At 69.4% G+C, this 25,362-nt stretch carries 18 protein-coding genes; 6 read left to right on the forward strand and 12 right to left on the reverse strand.

The features are described from left to right. Positions 1-15: 15 nt before the first annotated feature. Complete coding sequence (locus ACIBF8_RS28085) at positions 16-1,863, reverse strand: glycoside hydrolase family 15 protein (RefSeq protein ID WP_396786922.1); 1,848 nt, start codon at positions 1,861-1,863, stop codon at positions 16-18. Positions 1,864-2,005: 142 nt separating this feature from the next. Next, on the reverse strand, positions 2,006-3,010 hold the full coding sequence (locus ACIBF8_RS28090) for a LacI family DNA-binding transcriptional regulator (RefSeq protein WP_396786923.1): 1,005 nt from the start codon (positions 3,008-3,010) through the stop codon (positions 2,006-2,008). A 141-nt stretch (positions 3,011-3,151) separates the two neighbouring features. Between ACIBF8_RS28090 and ACIBF8_RS28095 the strand changes: the two genes are divergently transcribed. From ACIBF8_RS28095 to ACIBF8_RS28110, 4 genes are all read left to right on the forward strand, one after another. After that, entirely contained in the window at positions 3,152-4,456 is a 1,305-nt protein-coding gene (locus tag ACIBF8_RS28095; RefSeq protein ID WP_396786924.1) for an extracellular solute-binding protein, read from the forward strand. Then, a complete protein-coding gene (locus tag ACIBF8_RS28100) occupies positions 4,453-5,451 on the forward strand; it encodes a carbohydrate ABC transporter permease (protein ID WP_396786925.1) in 999 nt (332 codons plus the stop codon). The genes ACIBF8_RS28095 and ACIBF8_RS28100 overlap by 4 nt, the downstream gene beginning before the upstream one ends. Further along, positions 5,448-6,314 carry a carbohydrate ABC transporter permease gene (locus tag ACIBF8_RS28105; protein WP_396786926.1) on the forward strand — a complete coding sequence of 289 codons (867 nt, stop codon included), beginning with the start codon at positions 5,448-5,450 and terminating at the stop codon, positions 6,312-6,314. The genes ACIBF8_RS28100 and ACIBF8_RS28105 overlap by 4 nt, the downstream gene beginning before the upstream one ends. 152 nt (positions 6,315-6,466) lie before the next feature. Beyond that, the gene (locus ACIBF8_RS28110; protein ID WP_396786927.1) at positions 6,467-8,677 is read left to right on the forward strand and encodes a glycoside hydrolase family 3 N-terminal domain-containing protein; all 2,211 of its coding nucleotides are present in this window, start codon (positions 6,467-6,469) and stop codon (positions 8,675-8,677) included. Positions 8,678-8,793: 116 nt separating this feature from the next. Here ACIBF8_RS28110 and ACIBF8_RS28115 read toward each other — a convergent pair whose 3' ends face one another. The 8 genes from ACIBF8_RS28115 to ACIBF8_RS28150 form a co-directional block, all read right to left on the reverse strand. Next, positions 8,794-9,654: an oxygenase MpaB family protein gene (locus tag ACIBF8_RS28115; RefSeq protein WP_396786928.1), complete on the reverse strand. Its 861-nt coding sequence runs from the start codon at positions 9,652-9,654 to the stop codon at positions 8,794-8,796. Then, positions 9,651-10,865, reverse strand: a complete 1,215-nt coding sequence (locus ACIBF8_RS28120) for an MAB_1171c family putative transporter (RefSeq protein ID WP_396786929.1) — start codon at positions 10,863-10,865, stop codon at positions 9,651-9,653. The genes ACIBF8_RS28115 and ACIBF8_RS28120 overlap by 4 nt, the downstream gene beginning before the upstream one ends. 7 nt (positions 10,866-10,872) lie before the next feature. Next, the gene (locus tag ACIBF8_RS28125; RefSeq protein ID WP_396786930.1) at positions 10,873-11,445 is read right to left on the reverse strand and encodes a hypothetical protein; all 573 of its coding nucleotides are present in this window, start codon (positions 11,443-11,445) and stop codon (positions 10,873-10,875) included. 2 nt (positions 11,446-11,447) lie between these two features. Beyond that, entirely contained in the window at positions 11,448-11,969 is a 522-nt protein-coding gene (locus ACIBF8_RS28130; RefSeq protein ID WP_396786931.1) for a hypothetical protein, read from the reverse strand. Positions 11,970-12,625: 656 nt separating this feature from the next. Further along, positions 12,626-13,678 carry an SMP-30/gluconolactonase/LRE family protein gene (locus ACIBF8_RS28135; protein WP_396786932.1) on the reverse strand — a complete coding sequence of 351 codons (1,053 nt, stop codon included), beginning with the start codon at positions 13,676-13,678 and terminating at the stop codon, positions 12,626-12,628. Between the two features lie 236 nt (positions 13,679-13,914). Further along, positions 13,915-14,157, reverse strand: coding sequence for a hypothetical protein (locus ACIBF8_RS28140; protein WP_396786933.1), 243 nt, complete (start codon positions 14,155-14,157; stop codon positions 13,915-13,917). A 35-nt stretch (positions 14,158-14,192) separates the two neighbouring features. Continuing rightward, positions 14,193-15,068, reverse strand: a complete 876-nt coding sequence (locus ACIBF8_RS28145) for an alpha/beta fold hydrolase (protein ID WP_396786934.1) — start codon at positions 15,066-15,068, stop codon at positions 14,193-14,195. Positions 15,069-15,078: 10 nt separating this feature from the next. Continuing rightward, the gene (locus ACIBF8_RS28150; RefSeq protein WP_396786935.1) at positions 15,079-16,083 is read right to left on the reverse strand and encodes a hypothetical protein; all 1,005 of its coding nucleotides are present in this window, start codon (positions 16,081-16,083) and stop codon (positions 15,079-15,081) included. A 111-nt stretch (positions 16,084-16,194) separates the two neighbouring features. Between ACIBF8_RS28150 and ACIBF8_RS28155 the strand changes: the two genes are divergently transcribed. Continuing rightward, on the forward strand, positions 16,195-17,190 hold the full coding sequence (locus ACIBF8_RS28155) for a hypothetical protein (protein ID WP_396786936.1): 996 nt from the start codon (positions 16,195-16,197) through the stop codon (positions 17,188-17,190). 373 nt (positions 17,191-17,563) lie between these two features. Continuing rightward, positions 17,564-20,563, forward strand: coding sequence for a glycosyl hydrolase family 95 catalytic domain-containing protein (locus ACIBF8_RS28160; protein WP_396786937.1), 3,000 nt, complete (start codon positions 17,564-17,566; stop codon positions 20,561-20,563). Positions 20,564-20,635: 72 nt separating this feature from the next. Here ACIBF8_RS28160 and ACIBF8_RS28165 read toward each other — a convergent pair whose 3' ends face one another. Then, positions 20,636-24,094 (reverse strand): alpha-glucuronidase family glycosyl hydrolase, encoded by a 3,459-nt coding sequence (locus ACIBF8_RS28165; RefSeq protein ID WP_396786938.1) that lies wholly within the window; start codon positions 24,092-24,094, stop codon positions 20,636-20,638. Between the two features lie 147 nt (positions 24,095-24,241). Next, entirely contained in the window at positions 24,242-25,324 is a 1,083-nt protein-coding gene (locus ACIBF8_RS28170) for a LacI family DNA-binding transcriptional regulator (RefSeq protein WP_396786939.1), read from the reverse strand. Between the last annotated feature and the right edge of the window lie 38 nt (positions 25,325-25,362).

Here is a 25,362-nt window from a genome sequence, read left to right on the forward strand (position 1 = left end):
GGACCGAACCCCGCGCTATCGGCGGCGGCGGGCCTCGGCCTCGGCGTCGAGCAGGTCGTTGAGCGTCAGCGCCGAGTTGATCAACGAGAGATGGCTGAACGCCTGGGGGTAGTTGCCGATCTGCTCGCCGGTCGACGCGATCTCCTCGGCGTAGAGGCCGAGGTGGTTGCTGAAGGTGAACATCTTCTCGAACGTGAGCCGGGCATCGTCGAGGCGGCCGGAACGGGCCAGCGCCTCGACGTACCAGAACGTGCACATGTTGAAAGTGCCCTCGTGGCCGGGGAGACCGTCGGGGGAGTGGACCGGGTCGTACCGGTGGACCAGGCTGTCGGAGACCAGTTCGCGCTCGATCGCTGTGAGGGTGGACTGCCACAGTGGGTCGCTCGGCGTGACGAAGCCGACCGCCGGCATGGCGAGCAGCGCCGCGTCCAGCACGGCCTCGTCGTACGCCTGCACGAAGGTGCCGCGACCGCGGTCGTACCCGCGCTCCATGACCTGGTTGTAGATCCGGTTGCGTTGTTCGGACCAGCACGTCAGGTCCCCGGGGCGGCCGGTGCGGGTGGCCAGGCGGATGGCTCGGTCCAGCGCCACCCAGGACATCACCCGTCCGAACGTGTAGTTGCGGGGGTGGTGCCGGCTCTCCCAGATGCCGGCGTCGCGCTGATCCCAGTTGTGGCAGAGCCAGTCGACAAGCCGGACCGTGCTCTTCCATACCTGGTGCGAGACGCGGATGCCCTGCTCGTCGGCGAGATGCATGGCGTAGAGCGCCTCGCCGTGGATGTCGAGCTGGAGCTGGTCGGCGGCGCCGTTGCCGATCCGCACCGGTCGCGAGCCGCGGTAGCCCTCCAGGTGATCGAGAACCTCCTCGTGCAGGTCGGAGGAGCCGTCCACCCGGTACATGATCTTCAGCGGGTCCTGGTGGTCGCTGGCCTCGCGGATCCGCTCGTCCAGCCAGTCCATGTACCGGCTGACCTCCTCGGTGAAGCCGAGGCCGAGCAGCGCGTGCACCGAGAACGACGTGTCCCTTACCCAGGTGTAGCGGTAGTCCCAGTTGCGGGTTCCGCCCGCCAGTTCGGGCAGTGCGGCGGTGGGCGCGGCGATCATCGCACCGGTCGGCGCGTAGGTCATGAGCTTCAGTGTGATGGCGGAGCGCTCGACCATCTCCCGCCAGCGGCCGGTGTAGCGTGAGCGCTCGAGCCAGCGCCGCCAGTAGTCCCTCGTCCACTCGAACATGCCCTGGATCTCCTCCGGCGGGAAGATCCGCGGCTCGGCCTCGCCCGTCTCCAGGACCACACCGCCGGTGTCGCCCTCGTTCAGGGTGCCGTACGCGACGAGGTCGCCGCCTTCGAGACGGACGTCGCCGCGTTCGGAGATCAACTTCCGGACCGGGTCGACCGGGTTGAACGTCATCGTCGCCGACCGGCTGCGAAAGACGTAGCCGTTGCGGTGTCGCTCCAACTGGTGCTCTTCGCGGGCGTAGTCGAACCGCGGCCGGCACTCCACCCGGAAGCGCATGCTGCCCCGCACCATGGTGACGATGCGCACCAGGCGGTGCGCGTCGGTGGCCCGCTCGCCGGTGACGGGCATGAAGTCCATCACCTCGGCGACGCCGTCGGCACTGATGAACCGGGTGATCAGGATTGGTGTGCCGGGAAGGTAGAGCTGCTTGGTCACGTACCGCACGTCGTGCGGCGCGATCCGGAAGTAGCCCCCCTTCTCCTTGTCCAGCAGCGCGGCGAAGATGCTCGGCGAGTCGAAGCGCGGCGCGCAGAACCAGTCGACCGTCCCGTCACACGTCACCAGCGCGGCGGTCTGCAGGTCGCCGATGAGTCCGTGATCCTCAATCGCCGGATAGCTGTCCACGTCTCTCCCCGGTTCGGCTGCGTCCTGCGCATCGAACCTAGGGGGAGAATTGTCGACTTAGGTGAGATTCACGTTCCGCCACCCTGTCGCGTACCCCCCGACGTGCCGGGGTGCCAGCCGCACCCGTGGCTGGCCCCGGGTGTCAGCGGTGCGGGCGGCAGGAGGAACGGATGACCAGCTCGGTGGGGAGCCGGATGTGGGTGTCGCGTTCGACGCCGGCGATCAGGTCGATGAGCAGGCGCAGCGCCTCGGCGCCCATCCGCTGCAGCGGTTGCATGATGGTCGTCAGCGGCGGGTTGACCAGCGCCGACTCCGGTACGTTGTCGAAGCCGATCACCGACAGGTCATCGGGCACCGAGAGGCCCATGTCGCGGGCCACGGTCATCGTGGATATCGCGGAGAGGTCGTTACCCGCGAAGATCGCGCTCGGCCGGTCGGCGAGGGCGAGCAGCTCCGCCGCCGTGCCGGCGGCGCTCTCGATCCGGAAGCCGCCGACGCGGACGAGCCGCTCGTCCACCGGCACGCCGGCGTCGGCCATCGCACTGCGGAAGCCCGCCTCGCGCAGCTGCGCCGACTTCAGATCGGTGCGTCCGCTGATGTGGCCGATTCGCGTGTGGCCGAGGGACAGCAGGTAGTTGGTCGCCAGCACGGCGCCGGCGAAGTTGTCCGAATCGACGGTCGGCAGGTCGGACGGTCCGGTGTGCGGGTCGACGGCCACCACGTGGAAGCTGTGTTCGGTCTCGACCACGGTCGGCGTGACGATCACGGCGCCGTCGATGAGGGTGCCGGAGAGGCGGGCGAGCGAGCGCCGCTCCCACCCGACGGCGGCACCCTCGCCGTCCCCGCTGGAGTAGGCCAGCAGCTGGTATCCGCTCCCCGCGACCTCCTGGGACGCACCTTTGAGCAGCTCGGTCGAGAACGGCTCGAACTCGGCGACCAGAATGCCGAGCACGTTGGTGCGGTGGCTGCGCAGGCTCTGCGCCCCCAGGCTCGCCTCGTAGCCGAGCTCGTGGATCACCTGCTGGACGCGCTCCACGGTTGCCTGCGCCACGCCGTACCGGCCGTTGACAACCTTCGATACGGTCGCGACCGAGACGCCGGCGGTCCGTGCGACATCCGACATCTTGACGCGCTGCTGAAACACCACGCCGATGATGATAGGGCCGCCGCCGGGGGTGCGTCGCCAGCGATTCGAAAACGTTATCGATACCGATTGACTTCAAGTTACGTGACTGTAAAACTTCGCCGCAAAGCCGAGTACCGCGACTGACTAGTCGAGGAGACATCGATGGCGAAGCGCCGTACGAGTGCCGTCCTGGCACTGTTAATGACAAGTGTTCTCGTTGTCGCCGGGTGTAGCGGCGGCGGCGAAGAGGCGGCCCCGCAGAGCGAGCTGTACAAGAACCCGGTGACCCTGACTTGGTGGCACAACGCCTCGCAGGACGGGCCTGGCAAGACCTACTGGGAGAAGGTCGCCAAGGACTTCTCCGCACTCCACCCCACCGTCAAGATCGAGATCGAGGCGATCGAGACCAATCAGCTCCAGCGCACCCGGCTCCCCGCCGCGCTGCTGAGCAGCGACCCGCCGGACATCTTCCAGGCCTGGGGCGGCGGCGAGATGACCGAGCAGGTGGAGGCCGACTACCTCAAGGAGATCACCGACCAGGTCAAGACCGAGGTCAGCGACATCGGCAGTGCCGCGGAGATCTGGCAGGTGAAGGGCAAGCAGTACGGCCTGCCGTTCCGGATGGGCATCGAGGGCATCTGGTACAACAAGGAGATGTTCGCCCAGGCGGGCATCGCGGCTCCGCCGACCACCTTCGAGGAGCTCAACGCCGCGGTCACCAAGCTCAAGGCGATCAACGTCATTCCGATCGCCGTGGGTGCCGGTGACAAGTGGCCGGCCGCGCACTGGTGGTACAACATGGCGCTGCGCGCCTGCTCGGTCGACACCCTCAAGAAGGCGTCCGCGGAGAAGAACTTCGACGATCCGTGCTTCGTGAAGGCCGGCCAGGACCTGAAGGCGTTCATCGACACCAAGCCGTTCCAGCCCAACTTCATCGCCACGCCGGGCCAGAACGACCCGACCAGCGCCAACGGCATGCTCGCCAACGGCAAGGCCGCGATGGAGCTCATGGGTGACTGGAACCGCGGCACGCTGGACACGGTCACCACGGACAAGGCGAAGCTCGCGTCGTTCCTCGGCTGGTTCCCGGTGCCGGCGATCTCCGGTTCCCCCGGTGACCCGAAGGCGGCCCTCGGCGGTGGCGACGGGTTCTCCTGCGCCAAGAACGCCCCGGCCGAGTGCGTCGAGTTCCTCAAGTACATCGTGAGCCCCGAGGTGCAGAAGGGCTATGCCGAGACCGGCACCGGACTGCCCGTCGCCAAGGGTGCGGCGGACGCCGTGAAGGACCCCGCGCTGAAGTCCATCCTGGAGGCCACCTCCGGGGCGAGCTACGTCCAGCTCTGGCTGGACACGGCCTACGGCAGCACCGTCGGCACCGCGATGAACGACGCGATCGTCGCCATCTTCGCCGGCAACGGGACGCCTGAGAAGGTCGTCTCGGCAATGAAGGCGGCCGCAAGCAAGTGACCTCCGCCAACCAGATCCGTATGCCCGCCGGCGGCGCTTCCGCGTCGCCGGCGGGCCCCCACCGGGCCGGACGCGCGCCCGGCCGCCGAGCCGACAACCGCCGCAAGTGGTTCGAGATCATTGGGCTCACCACACCGGCCGTCGCCATCTACGTGATGTTCGTGCTGGTGCCGATGGGCTTCGCGGTCTACTACAGCCTGTTCCGGTGGCGCGGGGTCGGGCCTCCCACCGAGTTCGTCGGGCTGCGGAACTACACCCTTGCCTTCCAGGACCCGATCTTCCTCGACGCGTTGCGCAACAACGCCATCATCGTGTTCGGGTCGCTGCTGATCCAGGGCCCCATCGCGCTGGGCGTCGCCCTGCTGCTCAACCGTCGCTTCCGTGGGCGGGCCGTCTTCCGCCTGCTGGTGTTCGTGCCGTACGTGCTCGCCGAGGTCACCGTCGGCATCATGTGGAAGCTGCTGCTGACCGGCGACGGCACGGTCGACGCGCTGCTGCGGTCCCTGGGGATGGGCGGTCTGGTGCAGGCCTGGCTGGCCGACCTGGATGTGGTCATCTGGACCCTGCTGGCCATCCTCACCTGGAAATACGTCGGCTTCGCCATCATCCTGCTCCTCGCCGGACTGTCCAATGTGCCCGACGAGCTGACCGAGGCGGCCGCCATCGACGGCGCGAGCTGGTGGCAGATCCAACGGCACGTCACGATCCCGCTGCTCGGCCCGACGATCCGGATCTGGATGTTCCTGTCCATGATCGGCTCACTGCAGATCTTCGACATGATCTGGGTGACCTCGGTGCCCGCGGTGCGGTCCCTCGGCGCATCGGCCACCATGGCGACCTACATGGTGGACAACGGGTTCTTCGCCCGGCTGTGGGGCTACGGCAACGCCGTGGCGGTCATCCTGTTCGTCATCTCCTTCGTGGCGGCGCTGCTGTTCCAGCGGTTCCTGCTCCGCCGCGACATCGAGGGCGCCATCACCGGAAGGGCGAAGTGACGATGGCCGTGAACTCGGTTCTCCCCCCGTCCAGCGGGCGCCGTCAGGTTTCCTGGGGCACGCCGCTCACCTACGCGCTCGCCCTCGCGATCGCAGCAGTGTCGATCGCCCCGGTCATCTACGTGGTCATCGGCGGTTTCCGCACCACCCCACAGATCGTCGCGGACCCGGCCGGCCTGCCCGACCCGTTCGTCTGGGACAACTACGCCAGGGTGCTGACCCAGAGCAACTTCTGGCAACAGGCGTTCAACAGTGCGGTCATCGCCCTCGGCACCACGCTGGCCGTGGTCGTGCTCGGACTGGCCGCCGCGTTCGTGCTCGCCCGCTACAGCTTCCGTGGGCGGGAAGGGCTCTACACCTTCTTCACCCTCGGCCTGCTGTTTCCGGCCGGGGCGGCGATCCTGCCGCTCTACCTCATGCTGCGTGACCTGAACCTGATCAACTCCTACTACGCGGTGATCCTGCCGCAGGTCGCCTTCTCACTGCCACTGACGATCGTGATCCTGCGTCCCTTCCTCTCGGCCATCCCGAGAGAGTTGGAGGACGCCGCGGCCATCGATGGTGCGAGCCGGCTCGGCTTCCTCTGGCGCGTCGCGATGCCGCTGTCGCGGCCCGCGCTCGTCACCGTTGGCGTCCTGGCGTTCGTGGCGAGCTGGAACTCGTTCCTGCTGCCGCTGCTCGTCCTCAGCGACGTCAACCTGCACACCCTGCCGCTGGGCGTGCAGAACTTCTCCAGCCAGTACACCACCGACACGGCGGGCGTACTCGCCTTCACCTCGCTGGCGATGTTGCCGGCGCTGCTTTTCTTCACGCTCGCGGAGAAGCAGATCGTCGGTGGCCTGCAGGGTGCGGTCAAGGGCTGAGCGGCAGCGGTACGAGCACAACCAGAGGAAGGCACAGCATGACTGAGGTCCACGCGGTAGTGGGCGGGCCGGCGCCGGCTCAGGCGGGTCCGGAGCACGGCCGACCGGATGGGCGCGACGGCGGGGCGCGCCTGCGCGATCTCCTCGGCCGAATGACGATCGAGGAAAAGATCGCCCAGCTTGTGGGCTTCTGGGAGAAGGAGGACGGCGAGGCGGTCGCACCGTTGCAGGGGGAGTTCGGTGACGTCTTCAAGCTCGAAGACTTCTCCCGGCACGGGCTCGGTCACCTGACCCGCGCCTACGGCACCCGCCCCGTGGACGCGGCGGAGCGCGCGGCCTGGTTGTGGAAGTTCCAGCGGGACCTGGTCACCGGGACCCGGCTCGGCATTCCGGCGATCGTCCACGAGGAGTGCCTCACCGGGCTGTCGGCGTGGAAGGCGGCCACCTTCCCCACCCCGCTCGCCTGGGGTGCCGCGTTCGACCCCGAGCTGGTCACCGAGATGGCCGCGGCGATCGGCGCCTCGATGCGGAAGCTGGGCGTCCACCAGGGGCTCTCTCCGGTGCTCGACGTGATCCGTGACCCCCGCTGGGGCCGGGTGGACGAGTGCGTCTCCGAAGACCCGTACCTGGTCGGCACCATCGGCACCTCGTATGTGCGCGGCCTGCAGTCGCAGGGGGTGCACGCCACCCTCAAGCATTTCGCCGGCTACTCCGCCTCGCGCGCCGGGCGCAACTTCGCTCCGGTGCACGTCGGCCGCCGGGAACTGGCCGACGTGCTGCTCCTCCCGTTCGAGATGGCGATCCTCGACGGGGACGCGCGCAGTGTCATGCACTCGTACGCCGAGATTGATGGAATGCCCGTCGCGGCCGATCCGACGATGCTGACCGGCATCCTGCGGGACCAGTGGGGCTTCGATGGCACGGTCGTGGCCGACTACTACGGGGTCGCGTTCCTGAACCTGCTGCACCACGTGGCGAGGGATCACGCGGAGGCGGCCGGGCAGGCGTTGACCGCCGGTGTCGACGTCGAGCTGCCGACCGGCGACGCCTATCTGACCCTGCCGGAGGCGGTGCGGGCGGGCAAGCTCGACGAGGCGATCATCGACCGCGCGGTACTGCGGGTGCTGCGCCAGAAGCAGGACCTGGGTCTGCTCGACGCCACCTTTGACGACGAGCCACCCCAGGCGATCGACCTCGACTCGCCCGAGCACCGGTCGATCGCCCGCCGGCTCGCCGAGGAATCGATCGTGCTGGTCGCCAACCGGGACGTGCTGCCGCTGCCGGCGGGGCGACGGGTGGCCCTCATCGGTCCGAACGCCGACCGGCAGGGTGCGCTCTTCGGGTGCTACTCGTTCCTCAACCACGTCCTCGTCCAGCATCCCGGCGTGGAGACCGGTATCGAGGTGCCGACCGTGCTCGACGCCGTGCGGGACGAGTTCGGTGACGATCTCGTCACCTGGGCACACGGCTGCGACGTGGACACCGACGACCGATCCGGCTTCGACGATGCTGTCGCCACGGCCTCCGGCGCGGACGTCGCCGTCCTGGTCGTCGGCGACCACGCGGGCCTCTTCGGGCGCGGCACGGTCGGCGAGGGCTGCGACCGGGACGACCTGGAACTGCCCGGCGTCCAGCGCGAACTGGTCGAGGCGGTGCTGGCAACCGGCACCCCGGTTGTCCTGGTGCTGGTCACCGGCCGGCCGTACGCGATCGGCTGGGCGGTCTCGCGCTGCGCGGCGGTGGTGCAGGCGTTCTTCCCGGGCGAGGAGGGTGCCGGGGCGATCGCGGGGGTGCTCTCCGGGCGGGTCAACCCGTCGGGCAGGTTGCCGCTCAGCCTGCCGGGGTCGGCCGGCGCTCAGCCGTACTCCTACCTGCACCCCACCCTCGGTGCCGGCAACGAGGTGACCAACCTGCCGGCGACGCCCGTGGCGCCGTTCGGCCACGGCCTGTCCTACACGACATTCACGTACAGCGATTTCGCGGTGCCGGCCACCGTGCCCACCGACGGGGCGATACGGGTGACCGTGCGGGTGACGAACACCGGCGCGGTCGCTGGCGACGACGTCGTCCAGCTCTACGGTCGCGACCTGGTCGCCTCGGTGACCCGGCCGGTGGCGCAGCTGCTCGGCTACCGGCGAGTCCACCTGGAACCGGGCCGGTCCGTCACGGTCGAGCTGATGGTCCCCACCACCCGCCTGGCCTTCTCCGACCGCACGTTCACCCGCGTCGTGGAGCCCGGCGACGTGGAACTCTGGGTCGGCACCAGCGCACGGCGGGACATCCAGGCGGTGACCACGCTGGTCGGTGACACCGTCGCGGTCACCAACGCGTCCCCACGCTGGACCACCGCCGACATCCGCTGAAAGCCGGTCCGCCGTCGTGCCCACCGGGCAGTCGGCGGACCGGCCCCCCCGGTCACCCTGCCGGACGGCAGTCCGGCGCGCGCGTTGGATGCCACGGCGCCAGCGGGGCCGACGTGCTACTCGTGCGCGCGGTCGTGGTGCGGGCCCAGTTGGCTGATCTCGTACCCGTCGGGGTAGCTCGTGGTCTTGATCCCGTCGGCGAACAGCGCCGTCGCCGGTGGCGCTCCGAACCACCGCTGCAGCCGCGCACGTGTCTTCAAGGCCAGATGCAACCCCGCCCGGACTGACCAGGCCGGCGTGTCGACCCGCGTCGCGCGCCGCAGCGGGGCGTCGTAGAGGGCGCTGACGAGTGCGTTTCCCAGTGGCGCGAGCATCCGGGGGAGCCGGGTGAGCATCAGCATGCGGGTGGCTCGTTCGATGGCCGCCGCGTCATCGTTGGGCTGCAGGTGAGCGGCGTCGTGCGCGTCGAACCAGGCCTCGAACTCCTCGTACGACGCGGGGATGTCCGTGATACCCATCCGCCGACCGAGTTCCCGGTAGAACAGGTAGGTGGCCTGACGCTCGTGGCAGCAGGGTGGGCGCCAGCCGTACTCCTGCAACCACCGGGTGGGGATCACCACCAGGCAGCCGAGGACGTAGCGGAAGTCGTCGTTGCTGATGTCGTACGGACGGTGGATCTGGTTGACCCGCCGTAACGCGTCGCGGCCCCGAGGCTGTTCGAAGCCGTTGAGCACCATCTCATACATCAGCAGGCCGGTGTCGTCGATCCGCTTCTGGGTGCGTTCGGTCAGCTCGCCCGTGGCGGTGTGCACCCTGGCGATGGCGGGGATGGAGAAGGACCGGTTGAAAGCGAGGTTGAGCCCGAGCTTCAGGTCCCACGGAAACTCGTAGCGCAGCATGGTCTGGTAGATGCTCAGGTAGTCCCGCTCCGGGTCGAGAGCACGGGTACGGGTCAGGTTCTCGTGGCGGCCTTTCATCGGCGGGCGTCTCCAGCGGTGAGTTGTCGGGTCGCGGCGATCGTCCGCGCCACCACCGGCGAGCGGTTGTAGACGTCGGTGACGAGCGTCAGCCAGGCGACCTCACCGGCGTAGCCGCCGTCCGGGCGGTGCAACTCGTCGGCGGGTTGCGGGACCGCGGCCACCAGGCCGGCACCATGGCGACGCAGTGCGCAGGCCAGGTGGGTGGCCTCCACGGCTGCCTGCCTCTCCTCGGCGGTCAGCCCGGCCTGCTTGGCGAACTGCTCGGCCAGCGCCGTCACACCGACTTCCATGTACGGGCGCAGCGCCAGGCGGGCGTCCCGGATCTCGGCCACCCGGCGGGTCAGCGCGTAGTCGGTGTCGCGGACGGCGGCCAGGCGGCGGCGCAGGGTGGGGTCGAGTTCGAGTTCGGGTAGGGCCGCGATGAGGTCGCGCCAGAGTGGTTCGAGTCGTCGGTAGGAGTGGTAGTCCTCCCACCTTCGTGTGATCTTGAGGGTGGGCCCCCACGCCGGCATGGTGAGGCCGATCGTGATGAGCAGAGCGCCGATGGTCACCAGGACCGCGGCGATCTGTCGCTCACCGGCCGGTTGGTAGCCGGCCCAGTAGGCGATGAGATACCCGATCTTGTTGGTGCTGTAGAGCAACGCGAAGGCGGCACCGACCGCGGTGATGCGCAGGCCGCGGCGCAGCCAGGGTCGCCCGCAGATTTTCGCGAAGCTCCAGCACAGCCGGGTGATGTCGAAGCAGTAGGCGAAGAAGCCGAGCAACAGGAAGATCAGCAGGTATGCGGTCACCACGGGGTCGGTCGCGTACTCGACCGTCAGGAGCACCGGGTCGTCGTAGGTGAGGGTGTAGGCGAACAGACCGACCATGACGAGAAACGCGCACGCGGTGACCCAGATCCACTTGCGGGCCCGGGCTGTGGCCGTCGCCGGCGGCAGCGCGAAGTGCAGGAGCATGATCTCGGCGTTCACCGAGATGGTCAGAGCGCCGGCGTGGGCCATGACCTTGGCCAGGTTGGGTAGACCCGACACCTGGTCGATCGTGGTCGCGATCGGCGGAATGGCGACCGTGATTCCGGCCGCGAACGCTCCGAGGCCGAAGCAGATCGCGCGGCGGGCGTGGCTGGGGTGCCGGCGTTGGAGCCGCACCATGTACCCGAGGGCGATCCAGCCGGCGGTGGCGCATACGGCGTAGAGGACGGTGTCCATCTCGGCGCTACCGGTGGGGGTGTTCGAGTGAGTGCCGCAGCCGGCCGTACAGCTCGACGTCCTGGCCGTTCAACGGCCCGTCGTCCGCGTCGCCGTGGTTGCCGCGGGCCCGCCGGAGGAGCAGTGAACCGATCATTTCCGCTTCGCGTTCTTCGGCGGCGGCGTAGTTGCTGCGACCGAGACTGCGCTGCACCAACTGCGGGTCGAGGTCCGGTAGCAGCAACCGGGAGGCGTCCGCGTCGAGGACTTCGGTCGCCCGGTGTCCGGCGAGCAGGTGACCCAACTCGTGACCGATGATCAGCAATTGGTGCAGCGGTGAGGTGTCCTGCTCGAAGAAGATGGCGTCGAAGTCGCTGGTTGGCACGCACATCCCGCACACGGTGTGGGCCGGCAGCTTGATCGGCACCAGGTGGATGGGCCGGTTACGCCGTTCGGCGAGGACGTCGCACAGCTTCTGGATGTCGAAAGGCTCGGGCACCTCAAGCTCGGCAACGATCTGCTCGCAGCGCCTGCGTAGCCGGTGCAACTTCACGTCAGCGTTCTCCCGCTCGTCGGTGTACTGCCACCGAAGGATCTGCATGGCTATCCGCGATCGGCCCGCGCGGAACTGGTCGTGCCAGGGGCGGTGCCCGCCGCTACGGCTCGCAATCGGGCGACCATCTGCTCGATCAGCTGTGTGTCGGTCGCGGAGAGCCCGTTGTCAGCGAGCACCCGTCGTAGCGCCACCTGTTTGACGTCCATCCGACGCAGCTCGTTGAGCAGGGTGATCTGGTCCTCTATTCGTCGTGCCGCCGCGTCGTCGACGAAGTAGCCCGAGTTGACGCCGAAGGCGGCGGCCAGGGCGCGGACGTGTGAGGTACGGGGATCGCTGGCGACGCCACGGCGCAACTCTCCGATGTAGGCGGCGCTGATCGTCACACCCGTCTCGGCCGCCACTTCATTAATCTTGTCGGCGATCTCCTTGTTGGTGTACCTGCGCCCAGGCTCGTCGGAGTCGCTGAGCTCGTCGGGCGTCGGGCGGATCTTGTCGAAGAGGTACTCCAACCTCGCGGCCAGCGTGTCGAGGGGCGGCAACTCCTGCTGTGCGTGCCGATCGTCAACCATGGTCTCCACCCTCCAGCGGCCTAAACGACAGTGTCGCAGATGCGCGGCGCGGCGAAACAGCTGTTGACACAGGTACGGAACGTGAGCGTATGCTCGCTCCTGTTTGGAGCAACGTGCGTTGAGTGCGAACCCGATCGGCTCAACACCCGTTGCGTGGCCGGCGGGGGTGTGGTCCGGCCAGCCAAACCCGGGGGAGCCATCGGGGAGGGGTTAGCTCCGGGAGGAGCACAACGGGGGCTCCTCCCACGGCGTTGGCTGGCGCGTCGGTCGGTGGCGGCAGACCGCCCCGGCCCGGCCGCCGCGTTGGTGGGGGTCGCTGGGCCGCTTCGGCAGAGGATCGTTCTGCCAGCGGCCCAGCGGCAGTGGCACCGGACGTCACCCCGGTAGGCGGCCCTCGGTCTCCGGCACGTCCCTGGCTCTACAGCGAGGTCCGCGCCAAGCTGTTCCAGCTCTGCCCGCAACTCGTCCGCGTCCCGGCCCAACAAGCCGATCCGGCTCGCCCACCGGGCCGCCCACGGACGGAAGGCGGCAATCGCGCTTCTGCGGGTCGCCATCGTCGACCGACCGGGTCAGCTGCCCTGATCGCTGAGTGGCCAGGCTGTGCCTGGCCACGCAGCAGCCTCTACCGGCCGAGGAGGTCGCGTGAGACGCCGTGATCAGTACGGGTATCCCGGGACGTTGAGCCGCACGCTGTACAGCCCGGAGTCGCCCCACGGGCCGGACGTGATGAAGAGGGTCTGCCGATCGGGGCCGCCGAAGGCCACGTTGGTCGTGCCGGAGTTGCCGGGCCGGATCGTGCCGAGCTGGGTGCCCGTGGGGGAGTAGACGTGGACCAGGGAATCCCCGCCCGACGCCCAGTACACGTTGCCGGCGCAGTCGATCGTGCCGCCGTCCGGACCGCCGATGTAGTTCACGAAGACACTGCGGGCGCCGATGCTGCCGTCGGGCTGGACCGCGTACTTGTAGATCTTGTTCTCCGAGTACGCGCCCACGTAGAGCGCGGTCCCGTCCGGCGAGAGCGAGATGCCGTTGGGCTGGCGGAGCCGGTCGTCCACCAACGACACCTGACCACCGGAGACGCGGAAGACGCTGGTACGTCCGTTCATCTGGTCCGAGCGGTTGCCGCGCTGGAAGTTGGGGTCGGTGAAGTAGACGACGCCGTCGGAGCGGACCGCGACGTCGTTGGGCGAGTTGAACGCCCGGCCCTGGTAGTTCCCCGCGACGGCGCTTCGGGTCCGGTCGCTCAGCCGGTACGCGGAGACGCTCCGCTGGTCGTGGGTGGCCGCGACGAGTTGCTGGGCGTCGGCGCTGAGCGCCAGACCGTTGCTGCCGGCGTTGGCGATGAACGTGTCGAAGGTCGCCGGCGGGGTGAACCGGCGGATCGTCGACGGCTGGATGTTGTACGGCCCGGTGCCGGCGGCCATGTCGGACATCAGCAGGTAGCCGCCGTCGGCGACCCAGACCGGCCCTTCGAGGAAGGAGAATCCACCCTGGATCTTCGTGGCCGACACGGACGTCGTCGGCAGGGGCGGACCGTAACTGGCCCCGGTCGGGCAGACCCCCGCCGGTGCGCCGGGCGGGCCGGCGAGCGCGGCGTGAGCGCTAACAGTCGCGACGTTCAAGGACCCCCCGGGTTTTGCGGCGGCACCGCTGGGAACGGTCGTGAGGCACAGGCCGGCCAGCGCGGCGATGGTTGGACGCCAGGTCATCGAATACTCCAATCGGCGTCGATGATTGCGAAAATGGGGTGGTCGACGGCGTGGTGGCCGGGCCTGGCCCGGCGGGTGATGCGGGCCGTCGAGCGGGGCATGAGGCAGCATAGGTGACGGACCAGCAGGTCGCATCGTTTCCGTAACAGCTATTTCACTGAAATCGGCAACGATTGGCAAAGATGCTGGTCAATGCATCCGAATTCCTTCGAGTGCGACTGAGGCGCTTATCGCCGCTAGCGACCGTCACCCATGCATGTCCACTCGTGCGGTGGTGGAACGTTTCTTCGCTCCGGTAGGGATGCGCCCCAGTCGGGTGCTACCCGTTGTCGGGGGACCGTCGACGCGGTACCCGACGGCGTCGACTCGGTTGCGCCCCGCCGCCGGGGCAGCAGACCGGCGGCAATGGCGCCGAGCAGCATCAGCAGGTAGGTCGCGCCGCACGCCGCGCTGGCGAGCACGTCCAACACGACCAGCATGGCCTCAGTGTGCGGCCGCCTGTCGAGCCGCCATATCAGCCGGCGTCCAGCACCTCCCGCAGCCGTGCGGCGAACTCCGCGGGCTTGCCCGCGTAGCCGAACTCGCCGCCGAGGAACCCGCCGTGGTGGCTCGGGAACACCACGGCCTCCTGGCCGAGCAGCGCCGCGAGGCCCAGGGCGGTGCGCGCGGTGTACGTGCCGGCCGACTCCTCGCCGACCGCGATCACGATCCGGGTGGGCGCGGCGGTGAGCAGGCTCGGGTCGGGGCGGTAGTCGGTGATCGCCCAGGAGCGCTGCGACAGGAGCGGATCGTCGCGGCTGCCGTCGTCCTCGGCGGACATGCCGAACATCGCCGGGTCGGGCGTGGGCTGGGCGAAGTAGGCATCGGTGAACTCGCCCTGCCAGGACGTCATCGCGATGAACGCGGCCATGCCCGCGCCCGTGCCCTTCGCCTGGTACGCCTCGTAGAAGCCGGCGCGGGCGCGCTCGGCGGCCGTGGCGTCGGGGAGCACGGCGTTGATCGGCGGCTCGTGCGCCACCAGCGTGGCGACGTCGCCGGGGTGGGTGGCGACCAGTTCGAGTGCGGTCACCGCGCCGCCGCTGCTGGCGAACACGTCGACCGGACCGGCGTCGAGTGCGTCGACGAGCGCGTGCAGGTCGGCCGCCTGCTGCTGTGGCGTGTGGTCGGTCCGACCGTCGTTACGGACGCTGCGGCCCAGGCCGCGCGGGTCGTAGGTGATGACCGTGCGATCGGTGAAGTGCGGGGCGAGCGCGGTGAAGCCCTCGGCCGTCATCGGCTGGCCGATCATGAGCAACGCCCGTTGGCCGCCCGCGGGAGGTAGCGGGCCGCGAACGTCGTAGACCAGGTCGACGCCGGGTATGACGAGGGTGTGCGTCTGGATGTCCGTCATGCCGATGAGACTACGGTCGGCCAGACCGAATCGGCGGCGGCTGCCGTAGCGCGTCGTCGATGAGGCCTGGCATCCGCCGGGCGACTCCGGCGAGGAGGTCGGCGACCTGGACGCGCGGATCGTCGCGGGAGTCGACCACCACCAGCCCTGCCAGGGGTGACACGCCGCGCGGCAATGCCCCAGTCCGGTTGGCGTCGGCCGCCGACGCGTCGCCCAGCACCCGCTGGAGGCGGGTCAACCGGTCGGCCGTCAGGGCACTCTGCTCGTCGTGGGTCACGAGCACCTGCCGCTGGCCGCCACTCCAGGCCAGCACCGTCTCCGCCAGTGCCGGCAGCAGCGGTTCCAGCGGAGGCGGAACCGAACGGTCGTCGCTGTCGAGCCGGGCCACCACGGCCCGCACGTGGCTCGGGTCGAGCCCGTCGAGGACGGCGTTGGCCGCCCCGCCGAGCCGGCGTTGCCGCAGCGCGTCGCGGGCCTGGAAGAACCGCCGCACCGTCTGGTCGACCGGAAGTCGCCGTTTCATCCGGACGAGATCGACGAACGCCGCCAGGAAGGCGTCCCAGTCGCCTCCGGCCGAACGCCCGGCCTCGTGCAGGGCACGAGCGGCCGGACGGTGCTCGCCCGCAAGACGGGTACCGGCCGCGTACGACGGCTCGGTCAGCAGGAAGTCGACGATCCGGGTGACGAGGAAGAACTCCTTGTCGATGAGGTGGACGTGCGCCCGGCCGGCCAGCGCCGCCAGGAACCACTCCAGGGCCTCGGTCGCACCCGAACCGCGCAGGAACCGCCCGGACTTGAGCTCGTGCGGTGCGAACCGGAATCCGGACCGCAGGGCGGTGATGAGCGTGACGGCCTCGTCGACGACCAGGTCGACGCTCGCGTGCGTGATCACCGGGGCGGACGAGTGCAGCAGATTCGTGCCCGAGAATCCCGACTCGTCGCAGGCGATCTCCACGGCGGCCCCGACCACCACCGCGCCGCTCGGCGGTAGTCCACCCTGAAGAGGCGACCTCACCCCCGAGCTCCCGCCATGCCGCCCATGGTCACCCGTGTGCCGGCCCGAGAACAACCCGATTGTGTACGGCGACCGCTGTGCTCGATGGGAGCCTTGGCCGATGATCGATGCATGAGCGCGGCGACCTGGCGGTTGGTGGGGCGGTCTCTTCCCGGCCCGGTGGCTCTGGCGGTGTGGCTGCTGGTGACGGTGCCGGCCCCGCTGGTGTTCTTCGAGTGGACGCACCGGTGGGAGGAGGACCCAACGGTCGCGGCGGCAGTGTGGTGGACCGTGGGTGCGGCGCCCGTGCTCGCCGCTGTGGCGGCCGCCCGGTGGACCTGGCGCACCGGTCGGCGTCGCGCCGCCCCCGCCCTGGTCGCGGCCGCGTCGACCAGCGCGGTCTTCGTGGGTACGTCGTTGGCCGTCTATCGGTGGGTCATTCCGCTCACCGGTTCGGCGCCGTGGCGGAGCGTACTGGTCGGGAGCGCCGTCCTGGTGCCCTGTGGCGCGGCGGTCGGTCACCTGCTGGCCCGAGGTCGTCTGCGGCGGAAGCACGTGCCGTCCCGCCGTGGCGTTGTCACCGGGGCGATAGTCGCCGCGGTGGGCGCCCTGCTCGCGCAGACGACGGTGCAGCTCGGTGCCGAGGGCTCCACCGTGCGGTACGACCCGGTCGAGTACGGGGCGGTGGGACCGTACGTCGCCTCGGCCAGCCAGTCGGGTGACCTGCGGCTGCCCGCTGCCGGCCAGTACGCGATCTTCGCCGTGGGATCCGCGCCCGGCAGTCCGGACTGCCGGATCACCGGCGCCGACCGGGTGGTCGTGCCGGCGACGCCGGTCACCATCGCGCCCGGTGACTACGGGGGTGACTACGCCTCCTACGCCTGGGTCGCTTCCTTCGACGTGCCCGCGAGCGGGAGCTATTCGCTGTCCTGCCGTACCTCGCATCCCCAGGCGTCGTACTCGGTCGGAGAGGTTCCGCGGATCCGCGGGGCGGTCGGCGCGCTGATCCACTGGCCGCTGATCGCGGTCTGGTTGCTCGGTGCCATCCCTGGCCTGCTGATCGTCGGGGACGCCGGCCGCAGACGCGGCAGGCGACGCCCCGCGCCGGACGCCGTGGCGGCGGTGTGACCCAACGGCATTGGGCTCTTGTGTCGTCGGGCGTTCTCGACCGCGTACATCTGATGTATGTCCGCCCGGCCGGGTGCTAGTCGCCGTCATTCTGGCGAATCGTCGTGTGGTGCCGCAGGGATCCACGCCTGCTCATCCACTTCGGCATCTTGCTGACCGGCCGCAGGGTGCGGTGCCCGGCCCGTCGATCGACCGTTGCCTATTCTGTGCCCCCGGAGTAACCTTCGCGAAACACATCAGATGTCTGGCTCGTCAGGGCTCGACGTCGGCCTGCTCAGCACGGATCCCGGTTGGCCCCACCACGCGGATCCCCACGGGGTCCCACAGTTGTCACGCTTCGGGGTGGCCGGACTGGTCACCGTTTGGAGGATCGATGTCAGACCTGACCCGGCGGCAAGCCCTCAAGATCGGCGCAGCCGGTGCGGGCGGTGCTCTCCTGCCGCTGCCCTGGACCGCCGTGGCCAAAGCGGATTCGGTGGCCCCGCCGCAGGTGTTGGCCGCCGGGGACCTCGCGCTCTGGTACGACGAAGGGGCCGGCACCGACTGGCTGCGGGCGCTGCCGATCGGTAACGGCCGGCTCGGCGCCATGGTCTTCGGCAACGTCGACACCGAGCGGCTCCAGCTCAACGAGGACACGGTCTGGGCCGGCGGGCCGCACGACCCCAGCAACCCCCGGGGCGCGGCGGCGCTGCCGGAGATCCGGCGGCTGGTCAACGCGAACCAGTGGACCCAGGCCCAGGATCTGATCAACCAGACCATGATGGGCAACCCGGGCGGCCAGCTGGCCTACCAGACCGTCGGCAACCTGCGGCTCGCCTTCGGATCGGCCAGCGGAGCCTCGCAGCACAACCGGACGCTCGACCTCACCACCGCCACCGTCACCACGACGTACGTGCTGAACGGCATTCGGTACCAGCGGGAGGTGTTCGCCAGCGCGCCGGACCAGGTCATCGCAATGCGACTGACCGCCGACCGGACCGGCTCGATCAGCTTCACCGCCACCTTCGACAGCCCACAGCGCACCACCGTGTCCAGCCCGGACGGCAGCATGATCGGCCTCGACGGCGTCTCCGGAAACATGGAGGGCGTCACCGGCGCGGTCCGCTTCCTGGCCCTGGCCAACGCCACCGTCACCGGCGGTACGGTGTCCAGCTCCGGCGGCACCCTGCGGGTCACCAACGCCACCAGCGTGGTCCTGCTGATCTCGATCGGCTCCAGCTACGTCAACTACCGCAACGTAAGCGGCGACTACCAGGGCATCGCCCGGCAGCGCCTCAGCGCCGCGCGGGCCAGCAGCTACGACCAGCTGCGCAGCCGGCACGTGGCCGACTACCAGGCGCTGTTCGGTCGGGTCACCCTCGATCTGGGCCGCACGTCCGCGGCCGACCAGACGACCGATGTCCGGATCGCCCAGCACAACAGCGTCAACGACCCGCAGTTCTCCACGCTGCTGTTCCAGTACGGCCGGTACCTGCTGATCTCGTCCTCACGCCCCGGCACCCAACCGGCGAACCTGCAGGGAATCTGGAACGACTCCCTGGCCCCGGCGTGGGACTCGAAGTACACGATCAACGCCAACCTGCCGATGAACTACTGGCCGGCCAACACCACGAACCTGGCCGAGTGCCACAACCCGGTCTTCGACATGGTCCGAGACCTCGCCGTCGCCGGAGCGCGGACCGCCCAGGTGCAGTACGGCGCCGCCAGTGGCTGGGTCACCCACCACAACACGGACGCGTGGCGGGCCACCGCCGTGGTGGACGGCGCGTTCTGGGGCATGTGGCAGACCGGCGGCGCCTGGCTGTCCACGTTGATCTGGGACCACTACCTGTTCAACGGCGACATCGAGTTCCTCCGGACGAACTACCCGGCCATGAAGGGCGCGGCGCAGTTCTTCCTCAAAACCCTGGTCACCGAGCCGACCCTCGGCTACCTGGTGACCAACCCGTCGAACTCGCCAGAGCTCAGCCACCACGCGAACGCCAGCGTGTGCGCCGGCCCCACGATGGACAACCAGATCCTGCGGGACCTGTTCGACGCGTGCGCGCGCGCGAGCGAGATCCTCAACGTGGACAGCACGTTCCGGGCCCAGGTCCGGGCCACCCGGGACCGGCTCCCACCGATGAAGATCGGCTCGCGCGGCAATATCATGGAGTGGCTCTACGACTGGGTGGAGACCGAGCCCAACCATCGGCACATCTCGCACCTGTACGGGCTGGCCCCCAGCAACCAGATCACCAAGCGCGGCACCCCGCAGCTCTTCGAGGCGGCCCGGCGGACCCTCGCGCTGCGCGGCGACGACGGAACGGGCTGGTCATTGGCCTGGAAAATCAACTTCTGGGCTCGGATGGAGGAGGGCAAGCGGGCCCACGATCTGATCCGCTACCTCGCCACCACCGCGCGGCTCGCGCCCAACATGTTCGACCTGCACCCGCCGTTCCAGATCGACGGCAACTTCGGCGCGACGGCGGGAATCGCCGAGATGCTGCTGCAGAGCCACGTCGGCGAGCTGCACGTCCTGCCCGCGCTGCCGCCGGCCTGGCCGAGCGGGCGGGTGACCGGTCTGCGCGGTCGGGGCGGGCACACGGTCGGCATCACGTGGGCGAGCGGTCTGGCCACCGAGATCCTCATCCGACCGGACCGGGCCGGCACCGTCCGCCTGCGCTCCCGGATCCTGACCGGCACCGTCACGGTGGTCGACACCGCAGACGGTACGGCGCCCCGCACCACCCGGATCGAGTCGGACCTGATCGAGGTCACCGTGCAGGCCGGGCGCACCTACCGGGTCACCAGTTCCGGTGCCACCACACCGACGCTGGAGCAGAGCTTCACCAACGCCGGCATCACCAACGACAACAACACCAACGTGGGGAACTTCGACGGCGGCGGGGCATCGCTCTCCGCGCAGGCCCTGGCGCAGGCCGGCGCCAGCCCGGGCAGCACGATCAGCCGCAACGGGGTCACCTTCCGCTGGCCCAACGTCAGCCCCGGGGTGGCCGACAACGCCATCGCCTCGGGCCAGACCATCGGCATCAGCGGCACCGGCAGCACGCTCGGCTTCCTGCTGACCGGCACCTACGGCGCGGTGTCGGGCACCGGCACGGTGGTCTACGCCGACGGCACCCGACAGACGTTCACGCTCAGCTCGCCCGACTGGTACGGCGGGCCGCACTCCGGAGGAACGGCGGCCATCGTGTCCGCCTACCAGAACCGGCCCAACAACGGCCGTCAGGCCACCGCGGCCTGCATCTACTACGTGGGTGTCGCGTTGCAGAGCAAGGCGGTGGCCTCGGTCGTGTTGCCCAACATCAGCGCTCGGCCGGCGACGAACGTGCCGACCATGCACATCTTCGCCATCGCGATCGGCGGCTGACCGCAACGTACCCGGCATCGGGGAACGCGTCCGGGCCCGTCCCAGTGGGGACGGGCCCGGACGCGCCTGTCGTCAGCGGATACGCTCACCTCGGCTCTCGATCCGGAAATAGTCGAAGGCGACGTCGAGATCGGTCGACGTGCCGGCCCGGTTGAAGGCCAGCAGACCGGCCTTCGTCGGCTCGGCGGTCAGCGTCGTGGCGCCGAGGTAGCGGTACACCTCCCCGTCGCTGGAGTAGTAGGCGCGGTAGCTGTCACCGATCTTGGTCAGTCGGAGCCAGATGGCCCCGTCCGCCCCGACGATCCGCTGGGCGTCCGCGCCGGTGATCTCCAGGGTCGACGCCGTGCCGTTCTGTTCGCGGAGGAAGACGATGCGGGCCTTGTTGACGGCGGCGGTGGCGTTGCCCATCTCCCAGGCGAGCTTCACGTAGTTGTTGTCGTCGGCGTACCCGAGGAGCCCGCCCTGCTCGTTGTTGGTGGCGAGCGGACGGGAGAAGACCACCTTGGATTCGGCCGTCCAGTCGCCGTCGACGTCCTGGAGGGCCAGGTTCCTCGCGGTGTTGGTGCTGCCCTGCAGGTCGCCCTGCTGCGCGGTGATGATCAGGGACCCGTCGGCCAGCCGCTGCCTGCTCTCGTCCGGCCGGACCCACTGCCACTGCGAGCCGAGCTGGGTCGAGTCGAACTCGTCGCTGCCCGTGATGACGGTGTTCAGGTCCACGGTGTAGACCGACGACGCGCCGCCGTTGGTGACGGTGACCCGAGCCTGGCCGGTGGGGCTGGTCGCCTGCTCGACCGTGACCGAGGCGGCGGGGTCGGCGGCGCTGGCGGTGACCGTCGGCACGGTCGTGGTGCCGGCCGGCGTGAGGGCGTTGTAGCGCAGCACCGTCGGCGTGAAGGACGCCAGGCGCTTGCCGTCGATGCGCAGCGCGGTGAGCGTGGTGTCGGGCACCAGGTTGAAGACGTAGTTCTTCACCAGCGGGCCGAAGAAGCTCTCCGTCGTGACCTTGACGACCGCCTGACCGGGTACGCCGGCCGCCTGGGAGACGATCTCGTAGCGAGCCTTCCGGTCGGCCGTCCGCACCTTGGTGATGGTCGGCGAACCCCCGGCCGGCACCGGAATGGTGTACGAGGGGTCCGACAGGTTGAAGCCGCCGAACTCCCTTCCGTTCACGACGATCGTCGCCGACAGTGGCGCGTCGTCGACCGGGATGTCCCGCCCGCTGAACTCCTTCCAGTAGTTCACCGAGGTGTCCCGCCAGTCGGCGGCGTCCGCCTCGTGGACCGCCAGCTTGGCGCGTACCTCGGCGAACCGGCGCGCGTCGATGTGCGGCTGGAGCGCGTCCCAGGTCTCCCGCATCCAGGTCACGTACTGCACGCCCATCTGGTAGCGGTAGACCAGCTCGTCCCAGAACGTCCGGCCGTTGTCCATCCGATGGCCCCACGGGACGTGGTGGAACCACATCAGCAGGTTCTCCGGGACCGAGTCGATGTTCCCGTAGCGCTGTTGCAGGCGCGGGAAGTACTGGGCGACCAGGTTACTGCCGGTGGGGGAGCGGTCGAAGCCGAGGCCGACGCTGTCGGCCTTGTTGTAGTAGACCGGGCTCCAGTCGTCGCGGCCCGCCCAGTCGGCGGGGTCGGGCCGGTAGTGGGCGCCCTCGGCGAACTGGTGGCCGATGCCCAGCGGCGTCTGGTAGCTGACCAGCGACTCCCACGAGCCCATCATCATCTTCCGGATGGTGTCGACGACGCGCCGGTCGTTGCTCCAGGTCATCCGCACCCAGTCGGTGGCGATGTCCGCCGAGTCGAGCGTCCAGTCCCATGCCTGGCGCCCGAAGGTGAAGAGGTTCGCCTGGGAGAAGTGGTGCCCGGTCAGGTTGTCGGCGTTTCCGAGGTTGGCGACACCAACGATGGCGGTGTCCGGGTGGTGCTGGGCGCTGCCGTCGACGATGTTGCCGACCAGGCGCTTCTTCAGCAGCTTCCCGTTCGCGTCGGTCGCGTACGTGTCGGTCTTGAGGATCTCCTCGTACATCGGACCGAGGTAGGCCAGCATCCAGTTCTGGCCGGTGTACTCCTGCGTGATCTGGAGTTCGAGGGCCTGGTTGGTGTTCTCCATCCGGCCGAACATCGGGTGGATGGGCTCCCGGGCCTGGAAGTCCAGCGGCCCGTTCTTGGTCTGCAGGAACACGTTGTCAGCGAAGCGTCCCCGGCTGCCGTCCGGCTGGACCTCGTCGTCGATCGGCCCGAACTCCAGGTAGGCCCGCTTCAGCCGGTCGTTGTCGACCTCGGCGTTGTAGACGAACGTGCGCCAGTGGACGGTCATCCCGAGCGGCGCCACGGCGGCGGCGATCGCGTTGGCGCCGTCACCGTGGTCGTACCCGAAATCCTGGGGCCCCGGCTGCCCCTCCGAGTTGGCCTTGACGGTGAGTCCCATGAAGTCCGGGATCGCGGTCTGGATCTGCTGCGCCCGACGGTGCCACCAGCCCCGGAAGTCGGCACCGTACGGGTCGAGTTGGCTGTTGGTCAGCGTGTCCGGCGCGAACCGGCTGTCGGTGGGCGCGGTGTAGCGGATCGACAGGCCCAGCCGGATGCCGTACGGGCGCAGCGCGTCGGCGAGCGCCGCCTCCTGCGCGATACGGGCGCTGGTCAGGTACGCGTTGTCGGCGTTGACGTTGTTGATGGTGATGCCGTTGATGCCCAGCGACGCCAGCGCACGGGCCGTGACGAGGTAGCGGTCGAGGATGACGGGCAGGTTCCGGCCGGCGCTGGCGCCGGTCGCGGCGAAGTTGAAGATCGCCCCGCTCTCCCCGTTCAGCCCGCCCAGCCCGGAGGCGTTGTTGCCCGCGTAGAGACGCTCGGTCTCCCAGTTGTTCAACAACCGATGCTTGATCTTCGGTGACTCGGCGACGCGGAGGTGGTCGATGGGTTTCTGCGTCTGGATGAGCCGGAGGAAGGCGAAGGTCCCGTACAGCGCGCCGAGATCGGTGTTGCCGGCGATGACGGTGAACCGTGCCCTGCCCTTCGACACCGAGCGGACGAGGTAACCATCGTCGCCCACCTTGGCCAGGTCGCGGGTCGCAATGGTGCGGCTCACCAGCGGCGAACTCGTCGGCGTGCCCACCACGACCGCTCCGTCCGGGACCGAGCCGCCGTCGACCGTCGCCACGGGGGTCGGCTGGCCGAGCAGCCCGCCGAGGCCACGTACCAGTTCGTCGCGAGCGGCGCCGAGGGTGCTCTCGGCCAGCTTCTCACTGGACCCGGGTGCCATGGCGAGGTTCGTCGTGTGCCGATGGACCTTCGTGGCGTCGGCGTTCTCGACCACGATCGCCCTGGCCGCGCGGCGGTAGTCGCGCAGCAGCTTTGCGTCGTCGACCGGCACGTACCGTAGCCACAGGTCGGAGCCGCTGTAGTCGTCCGGAGACGGAGCCGCGGCAACGGGCGTCGTGGCGACCGTGAGGGTGGCCGCGACCGTGGCGAGTGCCGTGCCCAGTACGATGAGGGTTCGCCGTAGCCGGGGCACCGAAGCTCGGTTCATCGCCATCTCCTCGTTCGTCCGCTGGGGACGCCGCCCGGCCCGTCTCGCGGGCGCGACGACGCTGATGGATGGATGCGCGTCGATCCTGTCCGGTTCGGCTGCGCCTCGGCAACGAGTTGTCATTTCTTGTCGCGGGCTCGTGCGGCCCTACGGCAGGTGGGCCGCCGGGCTGGGCGCGGGCCGCTGCCGCAACCACTGCGCTCGGGCCCGACCAGGGCTCGGATTGCGTGCGGCCGTCGAGTGGCGGACCACGAGGCGTACCGGCAGGACCATCGGCCGGCCGGTGTGCCCCGGCGCGCCCTCGATCATCGTGAGCAGGTGCCGGGTCGCGGCCGAGCCCTCGGCGTACAGCGGTGCCGCGATCGTGGTCAGCCCGGGCGTGACGATGTCGGCGGCGAGGATGTTGTCGAAACCCACGACGCTGACGTCTCCCGGCACGTTGACACCCATTCGGGTGAGGCCACGGATGAGCCCGATGGCCATCTGGTCGTTGAAGGCGAGGACGGCGGTCGCGGGGCGTGCGCGCAGCTCCTGCGCGGCCCGCTCGCCACCCGCGATGGTCGGGCTGAACGGCCCGATCTGGCGCACCTTGATCTCCAGTTCCATGCCCGCTTCGAGCAGCGACCGCCAACGGATGCCGTTCGGCCAGGACGCCTGCGGACCCGCGACGTAGGTGATGTGGTCGTGCCCCAGCTCGCCGAGGTGCTCGGCGGCCCGGCGTACCCCTCGGGGGTCGTCGGTGACGACGCAGGGCACGTCGGCGAGGGCGCGGTTGAGCACCACCACCGGCCGCTGCTTCGCGAACATCCGGATGGCCGAGTCGGACATCCGGCTGCTGGCCAGCACGATGCCGTCGACGGTCGACATCGTCCGTTCGATCGCCGCCCGTTCCAGCCGGTCGGATTCCTGGGCGTCGATCAACACGGTGGTGTAGTGCCCGTCGGTCGCCGCCTCCTGCGCGCCGCGCACGATCTCGGCGTACACCGGGTTGGTGATGTCGGCGATGACCAGCGCGATCATCTGGGTGCGGGAGGTGCTGAGGGCGCGAGCCAGGGGGTTGGTCCGGTAGCCGAGCCGCTCGGCGACCTGGCGGATCCGTTCGGCGGTCTCGGAGTTGACCCGACTCGGTCGGGAGAAGGCGCGGGACACGGTGGACGGTGAGACGCCGGCCTCGACGGCGACGTCGTAGATCGTGACCCTCTTGTCCGGCGGCCTGGTGTGGTCGGGCATCTTCATGCTCCTCCCGGCTACGCGCCGTGATCATGGTA

This window comes from Micromonospora sp. NPDC050276 (assembly GCF_044459545.1).
Lineage (GTDB): Bacteria > Actinomycetota > Actinomycetes > Mycobacteriales > Micromonosporaceae > Micromonospora.